Raw genomic sequence first — 19,937 nt, 5'->3', positions numbered from 1 at the left:
TTGACTACGGATCTTATCACTCGCAGTCTGACTCCCAGGCTAAAGTATAGCCATTCGCAGTTTGACAAGGTTCAGTAACCAATATGGCCCCTAGCCCTATCAGAGCTCTACCGTCTATACTCATTACCTGAGGCTAGCCCTAAAGCTATTTCGGGGAGAACCAGCTATCTCCGCGTTCGATTGGCATTTCACCCCTATCCACATCTCATCCCAAAGCTTTTCAACGCTCACGGGTTCGGTCCTCCACGCATTTTTACCTGCGCTTCAACCTGGACATGGATAGATCACTGCGGTTTCGGGTCTACAATAACTAACTCTCGCCCTATTTAGACTCGCTTTCGCTTCGGCTCCGTGTTTTCCACTTAACCTCGCTAGTTACTGTAACTCGCCGGTTCATTCTTCAATAGGCACGCCGTCGACCACATAAGGGTCTTCGACTGCTTGTAGACATACGGTTTCAGGTTCTCTTTCACTCCCCTCCCGGGGTGCTTTTCACCTTTCCCTCACGGTACTATGCGCTATCGGTCGCCAAGGAGTATTTTGCCTTGGAGGGTGGTCCCCCCTGCTTCCCACAGGGTTCCTCGTGTCCCGTGGTACTCTGGATTCTGACCATTAGGCTCTGTCTTTCGCTTACAGGGCTTTTACCTTCTGCGGCCTACCTTTCCAGGTAGTTCGACTAGACCTGACCTAACTTCTGTCAGTCCTCAACCCCAAAGAGCAAAGCTCTCTGGTTTGGGCTCTTCCCCGTTCGCTCGCCGCTACTTAGGGAATCTCGTTTGATTACTTTTCCTCCGGGTACTTAGATGTTTCAGTTCCCCGGGTGCCCTCCTCATGCGTAATTGCATGGGTGACGGTGCATTACCACCGCCGGGTTCCCCCATTCGGACATTCATGGATCAATGCCTGCTTGCGGCTTCCCATGACTTTTCGCAGCTTACCGCGTCCTTCTTCGGCTCTTGGCGCCTAGGCATCCGCCGTATGCCCTTACTAACTTGACCTATGCTGCAACTGTCTATTGCGCATCATCTGCGTCGTTGGTACTCAGACGTTTTGCTTGCGTACGCGAGTACGCGGCGCTACAACGTCTTCCGTTCCGCCTAGCATCTGATACACACTAGCCAGTTTCGCGTCGCCATGTTCATAGCTTACGTTTTGCCTCTAAAAATCCTAATTGCGCTTCGTTAAGTTACTTCTACATATTTGCATATGAGAGGTATTACTTTACTTTTGCTTTCTTCTGTGCAGTTTTCAAAGAACATTATAAATTGATGAACACGTATGTGTTCATCAAAACCAGCAACTTCCTAATCTCCCAGGCCGTTTCCAACCAAGTACCTTCGGCGTTTATGGGCTTAACTACTGTGTTCGGTATGGGAACAGGTGGAACCCCACAGCTATCGTCACTGGATATATGGTGGAGATAAGCGGGATCGAACCGCTGACCTCTTGAATGCCATTCAAGCGCTCTCCCAGCTGAGCTATACCCCCACGTTTCAGGAATTATTATGTTATCACATTTACTTATGTATTTCAACAAGTAATTTATGGTAACTTTGCATTCCCTCAAAACTAAACAATGTAAGGTTTGTGCATCTGCCTGATGTACCGACCTGGAAGTAGTTCAAGCGTTAGCTTGAACAGTTCTCCCTAGAAAGGAGGTGATCCAGCCGCACCTTCCGATACGGCTACCTTGTTACGACTTCACCCCAATCATCGGCCCCACCTTAGACGGCTGGCTCCTTGCGGTTACCCCACCGGCTTCGGGTGTTTCCAACTTTCGTGGTGTGACGGGCGGTGTGTACAAGGCCCGGGAACGTATTCACCGCAGTATGCTGACCTGCGATTACTAGCGATTCCGACTTCACGGAGGCGAGTTGCAGCCTCCGATCCGAACTGAGAGCTTGTTTATGCGTTTGGCTTACCTTCGCAGGCTTGCTTCGCTTTGTTTAAGCCCATTGTAGTACGTGTGTAGCCCAGGACATAAGGGGCATGATGACTTGACGTCATCCCCGCCTTCCTCCGCATTGTCTGCGGCAGTCTCCTTTGAGTTCCCACCATTACGTGCTGGCAACAAAGGATAAGGGTTGCGCTCGTTGCGGGACTTAACCCAACATCTCACGACACGAGCTGACGACAGCCATGCACCACCTGTTTTCGTGTCCCCGAAGGGAGGAACTTATCTCTAAGTTTTTCACTCAATGTCAAGCCCTGGTAAGGTTCTTCGCGTTGCGTCGAATTAAACCACATACTCCACCGCTTGTGCGGGCCCCCGTCAATTCCTTTGAGTTTCAACCTTGCGGCCGTACTCCCCAGGCGGGGTACTTATTGCGTTAACTCCGGCACAGGAGGGGTCGATACCTCCTACACCTAGTACCCATCGTTTACGGCTAGGACTACCGGGGTATCTAATCCCGTTCGCTCCCCTAGCTTTCGCGCCTCAGTGTCAGACACAGTCCAGAAAGTCGCCTTCGCCACTGGTGTTCCTCCCAATATCTACGCATTTCACCGCTACACTGGGAATTCCACTTTCCTCTCCTGCACTCAAGATCCCCAGTTTCCTGCGCCCATACGGGGTTGAGCCCCGCACTTAGACACACGACTTAAGAATCCACCTACACGCCCTTTACGCCCAATAATTCCGGACAACGCTTGCCACCTACGTATTACCGCGGCTGCTGGCACGTAGTTAGCCGTGGCTTCCTCCTTTGGTACCGTCATTACTTTAGATTATTTACCCAAAGCACGTTCGTCCCAAACGACAGAGTTTTACGATCCGAAAACCTTCTTCACTCACGCGGCGTTGCTCCGTCAGACTTTCGTCCATTGCGGAAGATTCCCCACTGCTGCCTCCCGTAGGAGTCTGGGCCGTGTCTCAGTCCCAGTGTGGCCGTTCATCCTCTCAGACCGGCTACTGATCGTCGCCTTGGTGAGCCGTTACCTCACCAACTAGCTAATCAGACGCAGACCCATCTCTAAACGATAGCTTACAAGTAGAGGCCATCTTTCTTATCTTTATCATGCGATAAAGATACCACATTCGGTATTAGCACCACTTTCGCGGTGTTGTCCCCATTTTAGAGGCAGGTTATCTACGCGTTACTCACCCGTTCGCCACTAAGTATCCATAAATGAATACTCCGTTCGACTTGCATGTGTTAGGCACGCCGCCAGCGTTCGTCCTGAGCCAGGATCAAACTCTCCATAAAAGTATATTTATGGAGCCTTGATGGCTCATAAAATTCAAAAAAAGAAATTGTTTTTGTGTGCTCAATGAGCACCGCACATCTGGCTTTCCGTACATTGTATTGAGGCGCCATAACACGACGGCTATACAGCCATGTATATTATGAAGCTCATACGATAGTACGCTATGATGCATTACTTACATTGTTCAGTTTTCAGGGAACACTGTGTCGTTTACTGACGACTTATATATATTAACACATTGTTTTTCATTGTGTCAATATATCTTTTATTGGTAATTTTTGTCGTTTATGTCATGCTAACTTTTTTACTGTTGTTTGCCCACAAGCGACTTTTATATATTATCCTAAAGACGAAATACTGTCAAGCTATATTTTGCCCCAGATATCTATCTTATTCTTAAATTGAAGCTAAGTCACCTATAAAAACAGAAGCATGGAACATATTCACCTTATAGATGCCTATGCTCCATGCTTAGTTTTACACTAAAAACTTATCAACTGATTCCTTTAATTGATTGGCCATCGCACTGGTTTCTTCCGCACCGGCTGCTACTGTCTGCATGACCGATGACTGTTCTTCTGCCGATGCAGTGACTTCTTCGCTATGCGCCGCCACTGTTTCGATAACGGTAGAAAGACTGTCAATTAAGTGGACGATTTGGTCTGAGTTGGCAACCTGTTCAGAGGTTAGTTTTCCGATTTCCCGGGTCTCATCTGTCGTCATAGTTACGGCCTGCAGTATTTTATCAAGCGCAAGACCTGCTTCATTGACGGTGGCTACCCCGGCATCTACCTCAGATACATTTTGCGCCATAGCAGCTACAGCCAGTTGCGTCTTCTCGGTAACCTTCTGCACCAAAGTGGTTATTTCTTGTGCTCCGTGGTCTGACTGCTCTGCCAATTTGCGAACCTCTTCCGCTACTACCGCAAATCCTCGCCCGTGTTCACCAGCCCTTGCCGCTTCAATGGCCGCATTGAGAGCCAACAGATTGGTTTGTTTCGCAATGTTGGTAATGGTGTCGATAATGAGCGATATTTGCTGCGAGTAATCACTCAATTCACCGATAATCTGACTGGAACGCTGAGTTTGTTCTGTAATATTGCCCATCTTCGCCACTGATTCGGTAACCTTAGAACGACCGCTTTCGGCAGCTGCCAAGGTCTCCTGTGAATTATCACAGGTATGATCGGCTTTGTTCTTGGCAATTTGAATAAGGCTTGACAATTCTACCAGAGCCTGTGACGCTTCCAGCATGGATTTATTGCCGTTATCTGCTTCGCCGGCTAAGTGCTGCATATTTTCAGAAATCCCTTCACTGGCGGAGGTAACTTCTTCAGTCGATGCCGCCATTTGTTCGGAAGCATCGGCTAACTGCTCAGAAGCTGACCGGATATTGGCAATCATTCTTACAAAGTTGTTGTGCATAATTTTAAGCGATTGGCCCAAATCCCCGATTTCATCTGCGGATTTGATTTCAACAATATTACGCAAGTCGCCTTCGGCATATTGCTTAGCAACTTCGGTGAGGGCAACTATGGGTTTTCTAATCATATTGGTCAAGATAGTTGCCGTTGCTATTCCTAGAACTAATATTACTAAGCTTACTATTATAGAACCCTTAATTACCGAATCGGCCCGGCCTTTGCTTTCGGCAATTAAAGCATCCGCTAAACTATTATTATCTTTCGCAATACCGTCTGCTTTTTCGGAAATTGCCTGTGCAAGCGGTGCAACTTGCCGGGCAGTTTCTTTTAGTTTAGTATCATATTCTTTTGCTAGAACAAGGTTACCTGTATCTAACGCAGCATAATATCCTTTAGCCCGTGGAATGTACTCCTTCAAAATAGTGTCTCTATATTTTGAAGTATCGTTAATCATCTCTTGCACTGATTGTTTTTTATCACCCCGTGCAACGGTTAGCAGATTATTCTCCAGTTTTAATAGTGTGTCAAAACCATTTTCAATTTGGCCGAGATAAACTGCATCACCATAGGCAGTATACCCCCTAATGGCCAGTATTGTATTTTTATATTCCATAGCAATTTGATCAGCTAACGCCATCCTTACATTAGCCTCTTCAATTTTTTCTAACTCGGCTTTAGCATTTTTTAAATTTACAAAAGAACTAACCGTCATAACAATCATCAGCAGTAGAATTACGCCAAAGCTAACAGCAAATTTGAACCCTAATCTTATTCTATTTTTCAAGAAAATCCTCTCCCAAACCTGGTCATTTGGTTATCCTCACGCTAGCGAACGAGTATACCAACACCAGTAGCATCGTCCCCGGCCGCTTTGCTAAGCGGCGATTTTTTACAGAGGTCATACAAACTCCAAAAAGTATGTGTATCTTCAATAGGCTGTGTTATCAATTCAAACAAACCATCTGTCAAAAAGAAAAAACTATCCCCGGATTGGAAAGGCAGCACGCATTGCTCATAGGTCTCATCTTCATTTATACCTAAAAACAAGCCTGGTACCTTTACTACTTTGGCTCCGGCAGTGTCTAGGTGCAAAAAGTGATTAATCCCGGCCGAAGAATATGTTAATGTTTTGCACTTAAAATCAAACTCGAACATTAGCGCCGCTGCAAAATCGCCATCGCTGAAAAACGGGATTACTTCGTTATTAAGCCAGGTTAGCTTGTCATTTATTGCAATAGTCTTTTCGACAACTTGTCGAAAGAGGTAACGTAAAACTCCGCTTTGTCCGGTTGCGGCAACACCGTGCCCCATTACATCGATAATAATCCCAAACAGTATTTGACTGTCTTCGTCAAATTTTACGTCATAAAAATCACCGCTAATAACGTTTAGCGGCTGATAAACTGTACGCATACGAAACAGTGCGGTTTCTATATTTCTTGGCAATAACCGCCGCTGAATCTTGCCGGCCATTTCAAATTCACGCCGTATCTTGCCGTCAACAGTCAAATCCCTTGTTAAAGCAACAATAATCGGTCTACCGTGCATTAACAGATAACGGGCGCTGATTTCAACCTTAAAGATATCGCCGTTCTTCTTGATATGGTTTTCTGTAAAGATATGGCCTTTGCTGCCGCGTTTCATTATTAACTCTCTATTACCACGCCTGGTTTCCAGAGCGTCATGCCCTAATGTTAAGACAGTCAGTCCAGATACTTCATCCTCGTCATAGCCATACATAGCTAATGCTTTTTGGTTCATAAACAGAACCTCATCGCTATCGGCATCGAGCAAAAGAATGGCATCATTGATCATATCCAGCATCTCAAATCGTTGACAGTAATCACACATTCCCTGACGAAAAAGAACTTTCTCCGCAGCCCCCATAACTACACCTTCCTCTTTGACGATTATTCCATAGTAAATACCTTGTCCAAGCGAGTCAGTTCAAATAGTTCTTTTACAAAACCGGTTATTCCGCTAATAACCAAACTGCCATTAGCTTGCCGTGTTCGCTTATGTATCGAAACAAGCACACCAAGACCAGAGCTGTCAATATAATCGACATTAGCCATCTTTATTAGAAAATGCTGTTGGCCTTCTTCCATACACTTTATCAGTTTTTCCCGTAAAAGTTCCGCCCCTTCTACATACATGCTGCCGGCTAGTTCAACAATAACTCGATTATTAACAACATTGGTATTGATATGCATCTGCTACGCGCTCCTTTTTTAAACATAAATTTTCTTCGACTCCTAGTGGTAAAGTCGTTACTTTTTTAATCAATATTATTTCGCTTGGCTGCACATTGAAATAGTAGCAGTCGACGCAAAAACCAATAATCTCCAGACCACGGCCACTTTCCTGCAGAGTTTCGCAAGTACTGCTATTTTGGGCAGAATCCAAACCCCGGCCTTCATCGCGGATTATAGCTTTAATCTCTCCCTGCGAGCTCGTTATTGTAAGATATACTTTTTTGGTACTATCCCCGCTATTTCCATGGAAAATTGCATTATTAACCGCCTCATTAATGGCCACAAACATTGATTCAGCTTCTGATGCCAATAGCAGCTTTAACGCCTGCCGCACTGACTCACGTAACTTAGAGAACTGTTCCAGCGTGGAAAAACAATACATACTTTCACCCCCACTTACGCAGTTAAACGAAATAATAATAGCATGAAGACGCAAAAGAAATTCTTTTGCAGCTTCATGCCACTATTTACGAAAATGATGCTTACTCTGAACATAGTCCAATCTCAAACCTCAATACTAATAGTATAACTTTGCCAGCAAAAAGCGTCAACCGAAATTCCGTTTTTTATAAAATTCTACAATACGGGCTCTCACCTTCGTGCTGTTCTCTCCTAGCATAATCCTCCTCAAAACAGCGGTCTGATGCTGACGGTTAGCTGTTTTTGCCCAATAGAAACTCCTGGCCATTGGCCAGGAGTAATTCAATAATTTTCTTTTACACTAAAAACTTATCAACCGATTCCTTTAATTGATTAGCCATAGCACTGGTTTCTTCCGCACCGGCTGCTACTGTCTGCATGACCGATGACTGTTCTTCTGCCGATGCAGTGACTTCTTCGCTATGCGCCGCCACTGTTTCGATAACGGTAGAAAGACTGTCAATTAAGTGGACGATTTGGTCTGAGTTGGCAACCTGTTCAGAGGTTAGTTTCCCGATTTCCCGGGTCTCATCTGTCGTCATAGTTACGGCCTGCAGTATTTTATCAAGCGCGAGACCTGCTTCATTGACGGTGGCTACCCCGGCATCTACCTCAGATACATTTTGCGCCATAGCGGCTACGGCCAGTTGCGTCTTCTCGGTAACCTTCTGCACCAGAGTGGTTATTTCTTGTGCTCCATGGTCTGACTGCTCTGCCAATTTACGTACCTCTTCCGCTACTACCGCAAAGCCTCGTCCGTGTTCACCAGCCCTTGCCGCTTCAATGGCCGCATTGAGAGCCAACAGATTGGTTTGTTTCGCAATGCTGGTAATGGTGTCGATAATGAGCGATATTTGCTGCGAATAATCACTCAATTCACCGATAATCTGACTGGAACGCTGAGTTTGTTCTGTAATATTTCCCATCTTCGCCACTGATTCGGTAACCTTAGAACGACCGCTTTCGGCAGCTGCCAAGGTCTCCTGTGAATTATTGCAGGTATGATCGGCTTTGCTCTTAGCAATTTGAATAAGGCTTGATAATTCCACCAGGGACTGTGACGCCTCCAGCATGGATTTATTGCCGTTATCTGCTTCGCCGGCTAAGTGCTGCATATTTTCAGAAATCCCTTCACTGGCGGAGGTAACTTCTTCAGTCGATGCCGCCATTTGCTCGGAAGCGTCGGCTAACTGCCCAGAGGCTGACCGGATATCGGTAATCATCCTCACAAAGTTATTGCGCATTATCTTCAGCGATTCGCCCAAATCCCCGATTTCATCTGCGGATTTGATTTCAACTATATTCCGTAAATCACCATCAGCATATTGCTTAGCAGCCTCGGTAAGAGCTACTATAGGTTTTCTAATCATATTGGTTAGGATAGTTGCCGTGGCTACTCCCAGGACTAATATAACTAAACTAACTATTATGGAAACCTTGTTTACCTGATCGGCCCGATCTTTACTTTCATTTATTAAAGTTTCAGCCAGAGTCTTATTATCTTTGGCAAGACCATCCGCTTTTTCCGAAATAGCTTGCGCCAGCGGTGCAACCTGTTTAACCAGATTATTCATGTTTTTTTCAGACTCTTTAGCTAACACAGAATTACCGCTTTTTGTAGCTGCCCAATAATTTTTAGCCTGCGGGAGGTATTCCTTCAAGACAGTCTCTTTATACTTTGAAGTGTTATTAGTCATTTCCTGAAGCGACTGCTTTTTTTCGCCCCGCGCAACGGCCAGCATATTGTTTTCCATTTTCAATAGATTATCAAAACCGCTTTCAATCTGTCCTAAATAAGCGGAATCACCATAAGCAGCATACCCGCGAATCGCTAAGATTGTGTTCTTATACTCCATAGCAAACTGATCGGCCATTGCCATCCTGGCAGTAGCTTTTTCGATTTTTTCTAACTCGCCCTTTGCGTTTTGCAAATTGATAAAAGAATTAACGGTCATGATAATCATCAGCAATATAATCACACCAAAGCTGACAGCGAATTTAATCCTTAAATTCATTCTTTTGTTCAAGCATACCCACTCCCAAACTTTTATTTAATTGTCCTGTGAGAGCTTGCATCTTGGTGATGACGTAGTTCTTGCGAACAAGTATGCCAACACAGGAAGCATCGTTACCGGATTGGAAAGGTAGCACGCCTCGCTCATAGGTTTCGTTTTCAATAATACCTAAAAACAGGCCTGGTGCCTTTACAGTTTTTATCCCTATACTGTCTTGGTTTAAAAGCACTTCTCCTGCACTATAGCCGTACATGACCACTGCCTGCGGTAAAGTACTGTTATTCCATAGTAAATACTTTATCCAGGCGGGTTAGTGTGAATAGTTCTTTAACAAAACCAGTTGCTCCACTAATAACCAAACTGCCATTAGTTTGCCGTGTTCGCTTATGTATCGAAACAAGCACGCCAAGACCTGAGCTATCGATATAATCAACATTCGCCATCTTAATTACAAAATGTTTTTGGCCTTCTTCCATGTACTTTATCAGTTTTTCCCGCAGAAGTTCTGCCCCTTCGACATACATACCACCGGCTAAATCGACGAATACCCGATTGTCGACAAGATTGGATTTGATTTGCATCTATTAAGCACCCCTTTTTAAAAATTATTTTTTTCGGCATCCGCTGGTAAAATAGCAGTCTTTTTAATTAAAACGATTTCACTTGGCTGCTCATTGAAATAATAATCGTCGACGCAGAATCCTATAATTTCCAGGCCACGCCCATGTTCCCTTAGATTGTCCACTGTACTACTTCGGGGAACCAGTTTAAAACCCTGACCGTCATCTCTAATAGTAACTTTGATTTTTCCAGGTAAACTTGTTATTGCCAAACACACCTTTTTGCTGCTATCACTCCCATTTCCGTGAAAAATGGCATTATTAACGGCTTCATTGATTGCTACAAACATTGGTTCGGCTTCCGTATCTAACAACTGCTTCAGTTCCCGCCGCATTGATTCACGCAATTTAGCAAACTGTTCCATTGTGGAAAAGCAATACAAATTCTCACCTCACCGCATTCAATTTGTTAAAATAAACAAAAAGTGAACATGCAAAGAAAGAAGTCTCGGGCAGCTATGCCATAATTCTACATTTGACTTCTTATTTTTTCGTCAAATGTATTCACACTTTGACAATATAAGTATAACTTTGCCAGTAAAAAACTGTCAATCCAAAGATTTGCTATTTGTGAATTATCACATTCCTGTTACTCATTTTTATTCCTAGGTTTATATGGCTATTCTGGTGAGAAGCAGTGCCTGCTGCTGCCTCCGCAGTTTTTGCTCCCAGTCAGACATCGACTCATAGATAAACTCATGTACAAGAAAATCCGGCTGAACGTAATCCACGATTGTTCTTACGGCAGACGTAGTAAACGGCTTATGCTCGTCAATTTTCAGCACATGCTCCATAAGCTCTTGCATGCTGTATTCTGTGTTGCACTGAGTAGAAGCTTGGCTGGAACGCAGATATTTTCCTGACAGGGATTTATGTAAATGAATTCCCCGGACATATTGCCGGAAACTGCCCAAATTCTCCACGGTTTTTATAATATAGTCGGCGGCCTCGCATTCTGTAGTTAAATCCGGATTGGTGTTCATCAAATGCCCGGTATCAAGCATAATCCCCACATTCTGATGAGTAACATTAGCCAGAAGCATAGCAGTAAGGTCTTTGTCGGTTAGTGTTAACCCCGGCCACCATAGATTTTCAAATAGCAACGCCATGTCCTCCGGAATGTCCGGAGCTAACGCGTTAACTACTTCAATCACAGCTTCAATTACCTCTTGGCTGGTGGCACTGAACTGCCAGTTGAACAACTCTGCCGGTCGGGCATGGCTGACATGGAATACAAGATATTTTACCCCCGCGGCTTTGGCTGTCTTAATATTGTCGCGATATATCGCCAACCAAGCTTCCCGGGTTAAGCCTCCATAGCAACCAGCAATTTCTTCCTTGCTGCCAAACTGTTTTATTAACGCCGGTTGATCGCCACGCCAAAAATCCAGCCACCATGGCCAAAAGCGCAAATGGCAGCCATGCAGCCATTCCGGTCTGTGCAGCTTACTATCCCAAGGTGAACAAAACATCATTTCCAAACCATCCAGATTATGCTGCAGTAAAAAAGCCTGCAGACGCTGCGGACTGTAGGCTATTAGTTCATTGTCGGTACTATAGTTAGACAAATTTACGAGTTGTAACATACTTAGCACCTCACTTAGTTACTTGTATATCTTTAATGCTATCAGCATATACATGCCATACCTGCCCTTTACATACTCCTATCTTGTAGCGAAAAGGAGAAGTTCCTATTGATACGAATGGCCCTTTCCTACTGGTTATCAGGTGCGGCGCCAATAGCGTGGCTATTATCGTTCTTTCTAATTGCTTGCACCGTAGTGCTTGTAGTATTAAACATGCAGCTCAACAACTGGCAAGTAGATTTCTATAACCATTTACAGCAACACAGCCGTTCCGGTTTTTATCATTCTTTACTGCAATTTGTTATGATTTGTTCCGTACTTGTCGCTTCCACCGGCTGGCAGACTCATTTTAAGATGTTGCTGCAGATCCGTTGGCGTCAGTGGTTAACCGATAGATATATCTCCTTGTGGCTCCATAATCAGAATTATTATCACATGAATTTTATTACCAACGTTGTAGATAATCCCGACCAACGGATTGAAGAAGACATTCAACTATTCGTTACGCATTCTCTTGAATTGGCGGTTGGCCTTTTACGTCATTTAGCAACCCTTGTTGTGTTTTCAGTTGTTCTCTGGCGCTTGTCGGGAGAGCTAACCGTCTCTCTCATAGGCACTACGATTATAATCCCAGGATATTTAGTGTGGTCTGCCCTTATTTATTCCACTATGGGAACTTTGACAACAATAAAAATAGGCCGTCCGCTTATGCTGCAAAACAATATTCAGCAAAGTAATGAAGCCAATTTTCGGTATAGTTTAGCCAGACTAAGAGAATATGCCGAATGTATTGCGCTATACAAAGGAGAACTTTTGGAAAAAAGCAGTCTGCTTAAGCGGTTTTCAAACATTGTTGCTACCTACCTTGCCATGAGTAAAACAACAAGAGATATAACCTGGGTATCCGCAGCCTATGCGCAGTTGTCTACTGTCTTTGCTTTTTTGATTGCGTCACCCAGATTTTTCAATGACGAATTACAACTTGGCCAATTATTTGAAATATCCGGCGCTTATTGGTACGTTAATTCTGCGCTGTCCTATATTATTGAGAGCTTTGGAAAAATTGCCCAGTGGCAGGCTGTAACAGACAGGTTGCAGCAATTTTACACACAACTGCTGAAATCACAGCAGCAAAAGCTTAAAACTACAGCTCCGTCCTTAGGTAAACCCAATGTGCTAATGACGAAAGACCTCTCGGTTTATTCACCGTCCGGTCATGCTCTGATAGATAAGTTAACCATAGAAATCGCAGCCGGTGATCGTTTACTCATTACCGGTCCTTCCGGCTGCGGAAAAAGTACTTTATTACAAACACTTGCCGGAATTTGGCCCTACTTTGACGGGCGACTGTCCCTTCCGTCCGACGATGACGTGCTATTTCTTCCGCAAAAGCCCTACCTGCCAATAGACTCCTTGCGAAATGCTGTTCTTTACCCGCACAAGCATGGCAAAATAACTGACACAACGCTAAAAGAGGCGCTAACTATATGTAAATTAAATATACTACTTCAACAATTAGACAGGGAAGCCGACTGGTCAAAAATCCTCTCGCTCGGTGAGCTTCAGCGGCTTTCACTGGCCAGAGCCATCATCCATCAGCCAAAGTGGCTGTTTCTGGATGAAACAACCTCCTGTATTGACACTAGTATGGAAGCAGAAGTATACCAAGTGCTTCACGAAAAATTACCAACCTCATCCATAATCAGTATTGGTCATAGAGATACGCTAAAAGCACATCATCGCATAATACTAGAGTTAAATGGCTCCGGCGGCTGGCACTGCATCGAGCCGACACACCAACGAGCTATACCATCTCGACTCCAGCGGGCAAAGTAGCCGCAGCAACAGATTTCTTAAAACTCTATGCCTTTTTGGGCTTTTATTCCTTGTTTAAGAGGATGTTTTATTTCTTTCATTTCTGTTACCAAATCCGCTCTGTCAATAATTTCCTGACGCGCCTCACGCCCGGTAAGTACCAAATGCAAAGACTGCGGTTTAGTTTCCAATAGTTCGACCACTTTGTCCGTAGCAAGCAAACCAAATTTTATCGCATAATTAATTTCATCAAGGATGATCATATCCCAATTACCGGACATCATTTCCTGTTTCGCATCAGCAAGTGCCGACTCGGCCGCATCCTGGTGCTCGGCTATGGCATCCTCTTTGACATTTCTCACAAACCCTTCGCCCAGCTGGCGTATTACAAAATTCTCTCCCATTCTCGCGGCAGACTGTAATTCGCCATACTTCCAATTTCCCTTAATGAATTGCAAAACCAGCACCCTGAGTCCCTGTCCCCAGGCTCTTAAACCTAAACCTAAAGCGGCGGTCGTTTTTCCTTTGCCATTTCCGGTATTTACAATAATAAGACCCTTGCTTTCCGACATATAAACCATCCTTTCCGCAGCAGTTCCACTCATATCCAGCATTTTTTTTGCTAAATGCACCAGCTGCCGTGCTTTAAAACACCCTCCAGAAACTATGAAGCTGTTACCTTAAAAACAACCTTAGCCGATCGAAATCGATTATTAGGTTTCTCTGTTTGTTGGGAATGATTAAAGCCATCCACCGGCCAATTTTTAGGAACATATTGACGTTTGTTGTTTTGGCACATATTGCTTACCCTCCTGCTGATATTGTACAAACTTCGCCTAAAATCCTTCTCTAGCTATCTGTTCTGCAAATTGAACCGAATTCAGCACAACTACCTGCGGCTGTTTTAGTAAGCCACGGTATAATGCAGTTGCTCTACCGCCGGTAAAATCACGTTCTTCAATCGCTGTATCTTCAATAACAATAAGTTTTTTGGCAGCAAAGGCCGCTTCCAGATTATCTAAATTTTGCTGTCCGTAATACAGATTGCTCAATACCGTAACATCGGCAGCAAGAATTTTTTCCCTGTTTTCGCTTCCTTTTGTTTTATCAATAATACAAAATGGCCGGCCAACTATTGCCTGTACACCGAAGGCCAACGCGACATCCGCGTCGGTATCGCCTTGTTGAAATACGCCGCCGCTCAAATTATAGGACTTTTCATGCAGCAACCGCAGAATATATCCGGCGGAACCGCCGCCGCCAATAACATGGACAAGCAGCTTCCCGGTAACCGTACCGGCAGCCTCATAGGTGTGAATATCCAGATTTCCTGTTACCTTATTAATAAAAACGTCAGAATGCAAGCCATAAGCCTTTTGCAGGTGCTGTGCGGTAATAACCTCTGACGGACTGCCATCGGCAAGTATCGTCCCGCCAGCCAGCAGAATAAGCCGTGAACAAAACTTGGCTGCCAATTTGATATCATGTGCAATAATCAGCACCGTCTTTCCCTTTTGGCACATGATCTGACAATACCGGAATATTTCTTCCTGATACACCAAATCTAAACTGGCAGTCGGTTCATCCAGAAAGATAAGCGGTGTTTCCTGCGCTAATACTTTTGCCAGCAAAATACGCTGGCGCTCTCCGCCTGACACTTGCTGCACTGATTTCTCAGCCAAAGCATCGACGCCGGTAAAAGCCATATATTGTTTGGCAATCTCATAGTCTTTATCCTGCTCGTTCTGCCACCATTTCAGATAAGGATAGCGCCCCGATAACACAACTTCCAGCGCGGTAAAGCCAAAACCGACATTAACTTCCTGCTGCATATAAGCAATTATCCGCGCCAGTTCTTTGTCGCCAATGGCACGTACAGATTGCCCAAAGACCTTAATATCGCCGGAAGTAATGGCTCCCATACCGCGCAATCCCCGGAGGAGCGTACTTTTTCCCGCGCCATTGGGCCCGATAATGCCGATAAACTCCCCTGGATTAGCGGTAAAAGAAACATCCCGCAAAATGACTTTGTCACCAATAGTAACACCCACATTAGCGACAGTTAAAGCTGGCTGATTGGCTGTATTCACGAAAGGCCGCCTCCCTTCTGCGTTTTATGGAGCAAATGCAAAAAGTAAGGCGCACCCAGTAAAGCGGTCATAATACCAACCCGAATTTCGGACGGCGGAATTATAAGACGTCCCAATGTATCACAGGCTACCAAAAATAACCCGCCAGCCAAAGCGCAGGCCGGTAACAAAGTACGGTGCTCAGGCCCCAGCAAGAGGCGCATAATATGGGGAACAATGAGACCTACAAAGCCAATTGTGCCGCTGACACATACGGCAGTCGCCGTCGTTACGGTGGAGACAAACAATAATAACAGCCGTAAAACCGCGACCGGAACTCCTACCGAACGCGCTTCCTGCTCGCCAAGAGAGAGGATATTGAGATGTCTGGCCAATAAAATTAAAACAATAATACCGGTTAGCACCGGGCCGACAGCCAGATAAACATGCTCCCAACGGCGGTAATCCAACCCGCCTACCATCCAAAACAAAAATTCCCGCAACCGGTATTCATTCATAAACGTCAATATCCCTGAGGTTAGCGCCCCCATCAGCATGCTAATGGCAATACCGGCTAACAGCAGGATCGTCACCGGAATTTTCCCACCCCTCATCGCTAAGGCAACTGTCAACCCAACCGACAATAACGCACCGGCCAAAGCAAAAACAGGCATGTAAAAAATTCCGTTGGCTGTTACTCCTAACGCGATGGCAATAACCGCACCAAAAGCCGCGCCGCTTGACACACCGATAATTCCCGGTTCTGCCAGCGGATTGCCAAACACCCCTTGCATAACGGCTCCAGATACGGCCAGCGCCGCTCCTACCAAAACACCCACCAGCGTCCTGGGCATGCGGATATGCCAAATAACTGAAGTCTGCTCCGGAGTAATACCAGCCCCGTCTATACCGGGCAAGTGCAATTGCTTGCCAATAACAGCCAGCGCAGTAGGGGCAGGTACACTGATCTGCCCCCAAATAAGAGATAACAGAACAACTAGACATAATAACGCACTCATACCGAAAAAAAACCAAGCTTTATGTTTGATCCTGCCTGTCATAACCTTTTCCGCCCTTTTCATCTTCTGTTAACATCTGCAGGAAGTAAAATTCCTGTGCCGCTGACACCGCGCAACATATTGGTTCCAGAGGCGTTCTACCATATGACAGGAACCGCGCAAACCCATAAACGGCAGATCACTAAGAATGACTTCATCATATACCGGCAACGCGATATTCTGACAAACTACATCCGGCACCGAGCACTGGTGAAGTATGGCTTTCTCATTACTGCTGCCCAATAATAATCCGCCCTCCAAAGCCGCCAACTCTTTTTCCAACAGTTGGCTGTCACCATCCGCCGCCAACAACGTATCAATACTGCTTGCTGCAGGATAAGACGGCAGCCGGTCATAAGCTACTACCGTCAGCAAACCTGTATCCAGCCACTCAGTACGGACAGCCTCAGCCATCGATAATGCAACAGAGGCAGGCGCGGCAATAAGAGTTTTTTCAAACCACAGATCACCCCAAGTACGCTGCATATCCAGTGTTAACGACTGCAGTTTCTGTTCCAGGGCGTTAACCTCCTTGCGGACAACAGTCATTTGGCTGCCGGCCACGGGCATATGCTGATGTATAGTTTCCAGCCAGGCAAGTGAACCCTGCACACCATAAGGCGGCGGCAGCGATACATACGGCATACCATGCTGTTCATAGAGTATTTTAGCCATTTCTTGTCCCAATTCATCATGTACAACAATATTAAGCGCGGCATTGGTCATATTGGCTATTTCGTCGATACGGCTGCCCGCTCCCGGACAAGCCAGCACTTGATAACCTGCCATATGCAGCATACGTTTTAATTCCACTACATCATTCGCGCCATTGTAATAACCGATTGTGCAGCCCAGCAGATTGACAGCACCCGGCTGAACGGCACTTTTCCTATTGAACGGCACCTGCTTCAAATAGCCTTTGGCAGCAGCGCGGTAGCCGGCGCCAAAACTGCCGCTAAGGCCACCGCCATCCACAAAAACCACCGGGCAGTTCAAATCAGCCTGTTTAGCCATCCCCGCAATATCATCGCCAATCAAACTGACTGAACAGCTATTCTCAATCAGAACAACAGACGGACGGGTCTGCCGACGTATTGTATGTAACGTTTCCAGTAAAAATTCTTCGGTTCCATAAACAACGGCATGATTATCAACCTGCGTACAATAATATTGCGAACTGATTGCCGGCCACTGTTTTTCCAGCTGGCGCAGCGCATAAAAATAACACCACAGCGGCCCATTAGCCACTAATACCGCATCAGGAATACCGGCGAAGAAAGCTGCCGCACCGGTAAGAGCACAGGCCTCTACCTGGGTACGCATATCTTTCCATTTAGTGTTACACATACATAATCCCTCCCCGCCGGTTATGCCGTTTAACTAAATGTACCAGCTTGGTCATCAGCGTTATAATGCCGCCAACTCCAGCCAGCGGTAACAGGGGAAGATAAAGCTGCTTTTTCCGGATATCAGCTAATTCATGGGTGGTAATTACAATGTCTGCTGCCTCTAACACTGCCTGACCCTCTGCTTCAGAAAAAACAGCAATCTCTTTTTGTTTATCTAATTCCTGCCGTACAGTTTGCTCTTGCTCCGTCGTGAACATTTCATTCAACACAACAATGCCTGTGACATTTATTCTATATAATTGAAGCAACTCTAACACCCAGGCAGGATCAAAATACAGCAGCGGCCGGCCAACACACAGGACAATTTTTTTATCTTTTAAAACAGTGCTGCATTCGGCAACATGACTGTCTAAGCGCTGTTTTTCCATTTTAATAGCCAATTCGGCTGTATCCTCTTGTTGTATAAACCGGCCAAGATCCTTCAGCCAGCGGGTTGTCGACTGCCAGCCTGACGGATAATCACCATCAAAGAAGGGCACCCCTAGTGTATCATCCAGTTCCAGTCCCAGCTTGCGAATCCAGGGATAGGACAACTTTGTACCACTGAGCGGCACAGACAAAGCCGTAAAGGGTACTCGTCTAATATCCTCCAATGACGCAAAAGCCGGGAAATGACAATATACCTTTAAACCAAAATAGGCAAGCAACCGTTTAATTTCCTGGGCATCAACCCCATTAGGCCCCCCACGGTCACCTAACAAAGTTACTGTGTTGATAAGCTTGGGCTGCGAAACCATAAACCGCTCTGCCAGTAACTTACCCGCCTGGTAAAAACCAGTGTAATAATCGCCGTCCAGATAACCGTAACAAGGCACTGCCATAATGGGTATCCCCAAAGCCTCTTCCGCTTCGCTGGCCACAGCCGCCGTATCGTCACCAATCACGCCGGCGACACAGGAATTGGCAATCATGATATACTCGGGCTGGTATTTTTGGACAACTTTGTCAATACAGTCTCTAAGCAGTCCGGCTCCGCCGAAAATAGAATGCTCTTCCTGCAAACCGCTGATGACCAGCGGTGCAGAATACTGTTCCGGATTAAATTGATGTAAGGCCAGCGAGCGAAAATGCATCCCCAGATCCATTTCCCTGCTAATATGTCCGCATGCTTCCGGACTATGATAAATAACCACAGCCCCCTCATTGTGCGAAACCGCGCGCCAAACTCCCGGCATAGTACAGCTGTAACTTCGTTGGCGGACTTTTGTCGCCCGTTTATTCATCACCATAAGTAAGCACCATTTCCTCTAATTCGGCAAATGTCATGGGGGTCGGCACCGTAAGCGCCGCATTTTCACAAATAAAATTGGCCAACTTACGATAAATAGCCGCCTGCCCGGAATCTGCCGCAAATTCTATTACTGTTTTACGATGTATCTCGGCCTTATTAACAATACGGTCCCGCGGTATGTATGCTACCAGGCTGGTATTTAACCTTTTGGCAAAGGCCTGAAGTAAGTCGTGTTCATTGGCAATGCCCCGGCTGTTGCCAATAATACCGCCAAGCCGTACCGGTCCCCTGGCAGCATACCTTGCTATCCCCTTGGCAATATTATTGGCGGCATACAGAGACATAAGTTCTCCGGATGAGACAATATAGATATCCGTCGCATAGCCTTCCCGGATAGGCACGGCAAACCCGCCGCATACCACATCTCCCAGTACGTCATAAAGAATAACAGCCTCTTCAGGCAAAGCCTGCAGAGCTGTCAACTTCTCCAGCGCCACGATAATGCCGCGTCCGGCACAGCCCACCCCGGGCTCAGGGCCGCCGGCCTCAACACAGTGCACACCGCCAAAGCCAGTATGCACAATTTGTTCGGCCTGTAGCGCATCTCCATATTGCTTAACCATGTCCAGGACAGTCTGGGAACAAACTCTGCCTAGCAGCAGGCGGGTTGAATCATTTTTGGGATCACAGCCAATTTGGCAAACCTGATGCCCAAATTCCGTTAAAGCCGCCGACACATTGGCGGCAGTTGTAGATTTTCCTATACCACCTTTACCGTAAAAGGCAATTTTTTTTTGCATTAAATTAATCCCTCTCCCTTACATTATC

Annotated in this window: 16 protein-coding genes, 1 tRNA gene and 3 rRNA genes (1 of these 20 cut by a window edge); 1 reads left to right on the top strand and 19 read right to left on the bottom strand. The window is 45.7% G+C overall.

What is annotated here, in order from left to right:
- The 13 genes from SRRS_RS05760 to SRRS_RS05700 all read right to left on the bottom strand — a co-directional run.
- Positions 1 to 998, bottom strand: a 23S ribosomal RNA gene (locus tag SRRS_RS05760); it reaches 1,922 nt to the left of the window's first position.
- 293 nt (positions 999 to 1,291) lie between these two features.
- Positions 1,292 to 1,408, bottom strand: a 5S ribosomal RNA gene (gene rrf, locus SRRS_RS05755).
- 4 nt (positions 1,409 to 1,412) lie between these two features.
- A tRNA-Ala gene (locus tag SRRS_RS05750) sits at positions 1,413 to 1,488 on the bottom strand.
- A 163-nt stretch (positions 1,489 to 1,651) separates the two neighbouring features.
- A 16S ribosomal RNA gene (locus SRRS_RS05745) occupies positions 1,652 to 3,206 on the bottom strand.
- Together the 16S, 23S and 5S rRNA genes with 1 tRNA gene alongside form the textbook arrangement of a ribosomal RNA operon.
- 478 nt (positions 3,207 to 3,684) lie before the next feature.
- On the bottom strand, positions 3,685 to 5,415 hold the full coding sequence (locus tag SRRS_RS05740; protein ID WP_371367037.1) for a methyl-accepting chemotaxis protein: 1,731 nt from the start codon (positions 5,413 to 5,415) through the stop codon (positions 3,685 to 3,687).
- A 41-nt stretch (positions 5,416 to 5,456) separates the two neighbouring features.
- On the bottom strand, positions 5,457 to 6,518 hold the full coding sequence (locus tag SRRS_RS05735) for a SpoIIE family protein phosphatase (RefSeq protein WP_371367035.1): 1,062 nt from the start codon (positions 6,516 to 6,518) through the stop codon (positions 5,457 to 5,459).
- Positions 6,519 to 6,541: 23 nt separating this feature from the next.
- A complete protein-coding gene (locus SRRS_RS05730) occupies positions 6,542 to 6,844 on the bottom strand; it encodes an STAS domain-containing protein (RefSeq protein ID WP_371367033.1) in 303 nt (100 codons plus the stop codon).
- Complete coding sequence (locus SRRS_RS05725) at positions 6,819 to 7,268, bottom strand: ATP-binding protein (RefSeq protein WP_371367031.1); 450 nt, start codon at positions 7,266 to 7,268, stop codon at positions 6,819 to 6,821. The genes SRRS_RS05730 and SRRS_RS05725 overlap by 26 nt, the downstream gene beginning before the upstream one ends.
- Positions 7,269 to 7,602: 334 nt before the next feature.
- Complete coding sequence (locus SRRS_RS05720; RefSeq protein ID WP_371367030.1) at positions 7,603 to 9,333, bottom strand: methyl-accepting chemotaxis protein; 1,731 nt, start codon at positions 9,331 to 9,333, stop codon at positions 7,603 to 7,605.
- Positions 9,305 to 9,574, bottom strand: a complete 270-nt coding sequence (locus SRRS_RS05715) for a hypothetical protein (RefSeq protein WP_371367028.1) — start codon at positions 9,572 to 9,574, stop codon at positions 9,305 to 9,307. Before SRRS_RS05715 ends, SRRS_RS05720 begins: the two co-directional genes overlap by 29 nt.
- 25 nt (positions 9,575 to 9,599) lie before the next feature.
- The gene (locus tag SRRS_RS05710) at positions 9,600 to 9,902 is read right to left on the bottom strand and encodes an STAS domain-containing protein (RefSeq protein WP_371367026.1); all 303 of its coding nucleotides are present in this window, start codon (positions 9,900 to 9,902) and stop codon (positions 9,600 to 9,602) included.
- A 17-nt stretch (positions 9,903 to 9,919) separates the two neighbouring features.
- Positions 9,920 to 10,324: an ATP-binding protein gene (locus SRRS_RS05705; RefSeq protein ID WP_371367024.1), complete on the bottom strand. Its 405-nt coding sequence runs from the start codon at positions 10,322 to 10,324 to the stop codon at positions 9,920 to 9,922.
- A 228-nt stretch (positions 10,325 to 10,552) separates the two neighbouring features.
- Positions 10,553 to 11,527, bottom strand: a complete 975-nt coding sequence (locus SRRS_RS05700) for a sugar phosphate isomerase/epimerase family protein (protein ID WP_371367022.1) — start codon at positions 11,525 to 11,527, stop codon at positions 10,553 to 10,555.
- A gap of 117 nt (positions 11,528 to 11,644) precedes the next feature.
- On the opposite strand from SRRS_RS05700, the gene SRRS_RS05695 reads away from it, so the two are divergent.
- A complete protein-coding gene (locus SRRS_RS05695) occupies positions 11,645 to 13,363 on the top strand; it encodes an ABC transporter ATP-binding protein/permease (protein ID WP_371369733.1) in 1,719 nt (572 codons plus the stop codon).
- A gap of 17 nt (positions 13,364 to 13,380) precedes the next feature.
- On the opposite strand, the gene cobO is transcribed toward SRRS_RS05695, so the two are convergent.
- The 6 genes from cobO to SRRS_RS05665 all read right to left on the bottom strand — a co-directional run bounded on the left by cobO (position 13,381) and on the right by SRRS_RS05665 (position 19,909).
- The gene (gene cobO / locus SRRS_RS05690) at positions 13,381 to 13,947 is read right to left on the bottom strand and encodes a cob(I)yrinic acid a,c-diamide adenosyltransferase (protein WP_371369731.1); all 567 of its coding nucleotides are present in this window, start codon (positions 13,945 to 13,947) and stop codon (positions 13,381 to 13,383) included.
- A 231-nt stretch (positions 13,948 to 14,178) separates the two neighbouring features.
- Positions 14,179 to 15,432 carry an ABC transporter ATP-binding protein gene (locus SRRS_RS05685; RefSeq protein WP_371367020.1) on the bottom strand — a complete coding sequence of 418 codons (1,254 nt, stop codon included), beginning with the start codon at positions 15,430 to 15,432 and terminating at the stop codon, positions 14,179 to 14,181.
- Positions 15,429 to 16,472 (bottom strand): FecCD family ABC transporter permease, encoded by a 1,044-nt coding sequence (locus SRRS_RS05680; protein WP_371367018.1) that lies wholly within the window; start codon positions 16,470 to 16,472, stop codon positions 15,429 to 15,431. Before SRRS_RS05680 ends, SRRS_RS05685 begins: the two co-directional genes overlap by 4 nt.
- A gap of 27 nt (positions 16,473 to 16,499) precedes the next feature.
- Positions 16,500 to 17,816 (bottom strand): nitrogenase component 1, encoded by a 1,317-nt coding sequence (locus SRRS_RS05675; protein ID WP_371367016.1) that lies wholly within the window; start codon positions 17,814 to 17,816, stop codon positions 16,500 to 16,502.
- The gene (locus SRRS_RS05670) at positions 17,809 to 19,107 is read right to left on the bottom strand and encodes a nitrogenase component 1 (RefSeq protein ID WP_371367014.1); all 1,299 of its coding nucleotides are present in this window, start codon (positions 19,105 to 19,107) and stop codon (positions 17,809 to 17,811) included. Before SRRS_RS05670 ends, SRRS_RS05675 begins: the two co-directional genes overlap by 8 nt.
- Positions 19,094 to 19,909, bottom strand: coding sequence for an AAA family ATPase (locus SRRS_RS05665; RefSeq protein ID WP_371367012.1), 816 nt, complete (start codon positions 19,907 to 19,909; stop codon positions 19,094 to 19,096). Before SRRS_RS05665 ends, SRRS_RS05670 begins: the two co-directional genes overlap by 14 nt.
- Positions 19,910 to 19,937 lie beyond the last annotated feature (28 nt).

Origin of the sequence: Sporomusa rhizae, from assembly GCF_041428845.1 — a bacterium.
Classification (GTDB): Bacteria; Bacillota; Negativicutes; order Sporomusales; family Sporomusaceae; genus Sporomusa; species Sporomusa rhizae.
Note: the sequence above shows the minus strand (reverse complement) of the source record. Positions and strands in the feature narration are given on the sequence as shown.

Excerpts from the sequence above, each read along its gene's own strand:
- SRRS_RS05665 (WP_371367012.1), bottom strand. The coding sequence starts at position 19,909 with ATGCAAAAAAAAATTGCCTTTTACGGTAAAGGTGGTATAGGAAAATCT.
- SRRS_RS05735 (WP_371367035.1), bottom strand. The coding sequence starts at position 6,518 with ATGGGGGCTGCGGAGAAAGTTCTTTTTCGTCAGGGAATGTGTGATTAC.
- SRRS_RS05680 (WP_371367018.1), bottom strand. The coding sequence starts at position 16,472 with ATGACAGGCAGGATCAAACATAAAGCTTGGTTTTTTTTCGGTATGAGT.
- SRRS_RS05670 (WP_371367014.1), bottom strand. The coding sequence starts at position 19,107 with ATGGTGATGAATAAACGGGCGACAAAAGTCCGCCAACGAAGTTACAGC.
- SRRS_RS05675 (WP_371367016.1), bottom strand. The coding sequence starts at position 17,816 with ATGTGTAACACTAAATGGAAAGATATGCGTACCCAGGTAGAGGCCTGT.
- SRRS_RS05710 (WP_371367026.1), bottom strand. The coding sequence starts at position 9,902 with ATGCAAATCAAATCCAATCTTGTCGACAATCGGGTATTCGTCGATTTA.
- SRRS_RS05725 (WP_371367031.1), bottom strand. The coding sequence starts at position 7,268 with ATGTATTGTTTTTCCACGCTGGAACAGTTCTCTAAGTTACGTGAGTCA.
- SRRS_RS05700 (WP_371367022.1), bottom strand. The coding sequence starts at position 11,527 with ATGTTACAACTCGTAAATTTGTCTAACTATAGTACCGACAATGAACTA.
- SRRS_RS05715 (WP_371367028.1), bottom strand. The coding sequence starts at position 9,574 with ATGTACGGCTATAGTGCAGGAGAAGTGCTTTTAAACCAAGACAGTATA.
- SRRS_RS05695 (WP_371369733.1), top strand. The coding sequence starts at position 11,645 with ATGGCCCTTTCCTACTGGTTATCAGGTGCGGCGCCAATAGCGTGGCTA.
- SRRS_RS05730 (WP_371367033.1), bottom strand. The coding sequence starts at position 6,844 with ATGCATATCAATACCAATGTTGTTAATAATCGAGTTATTGTTGAACTA.
- cobO (WP_371369731.1), bottom strand. The coding sequence starts at position 13,947 with ATGAGTGGAACTGCTGCGGAAAGGATGGTTTATATGTCGGAAAGCAAG.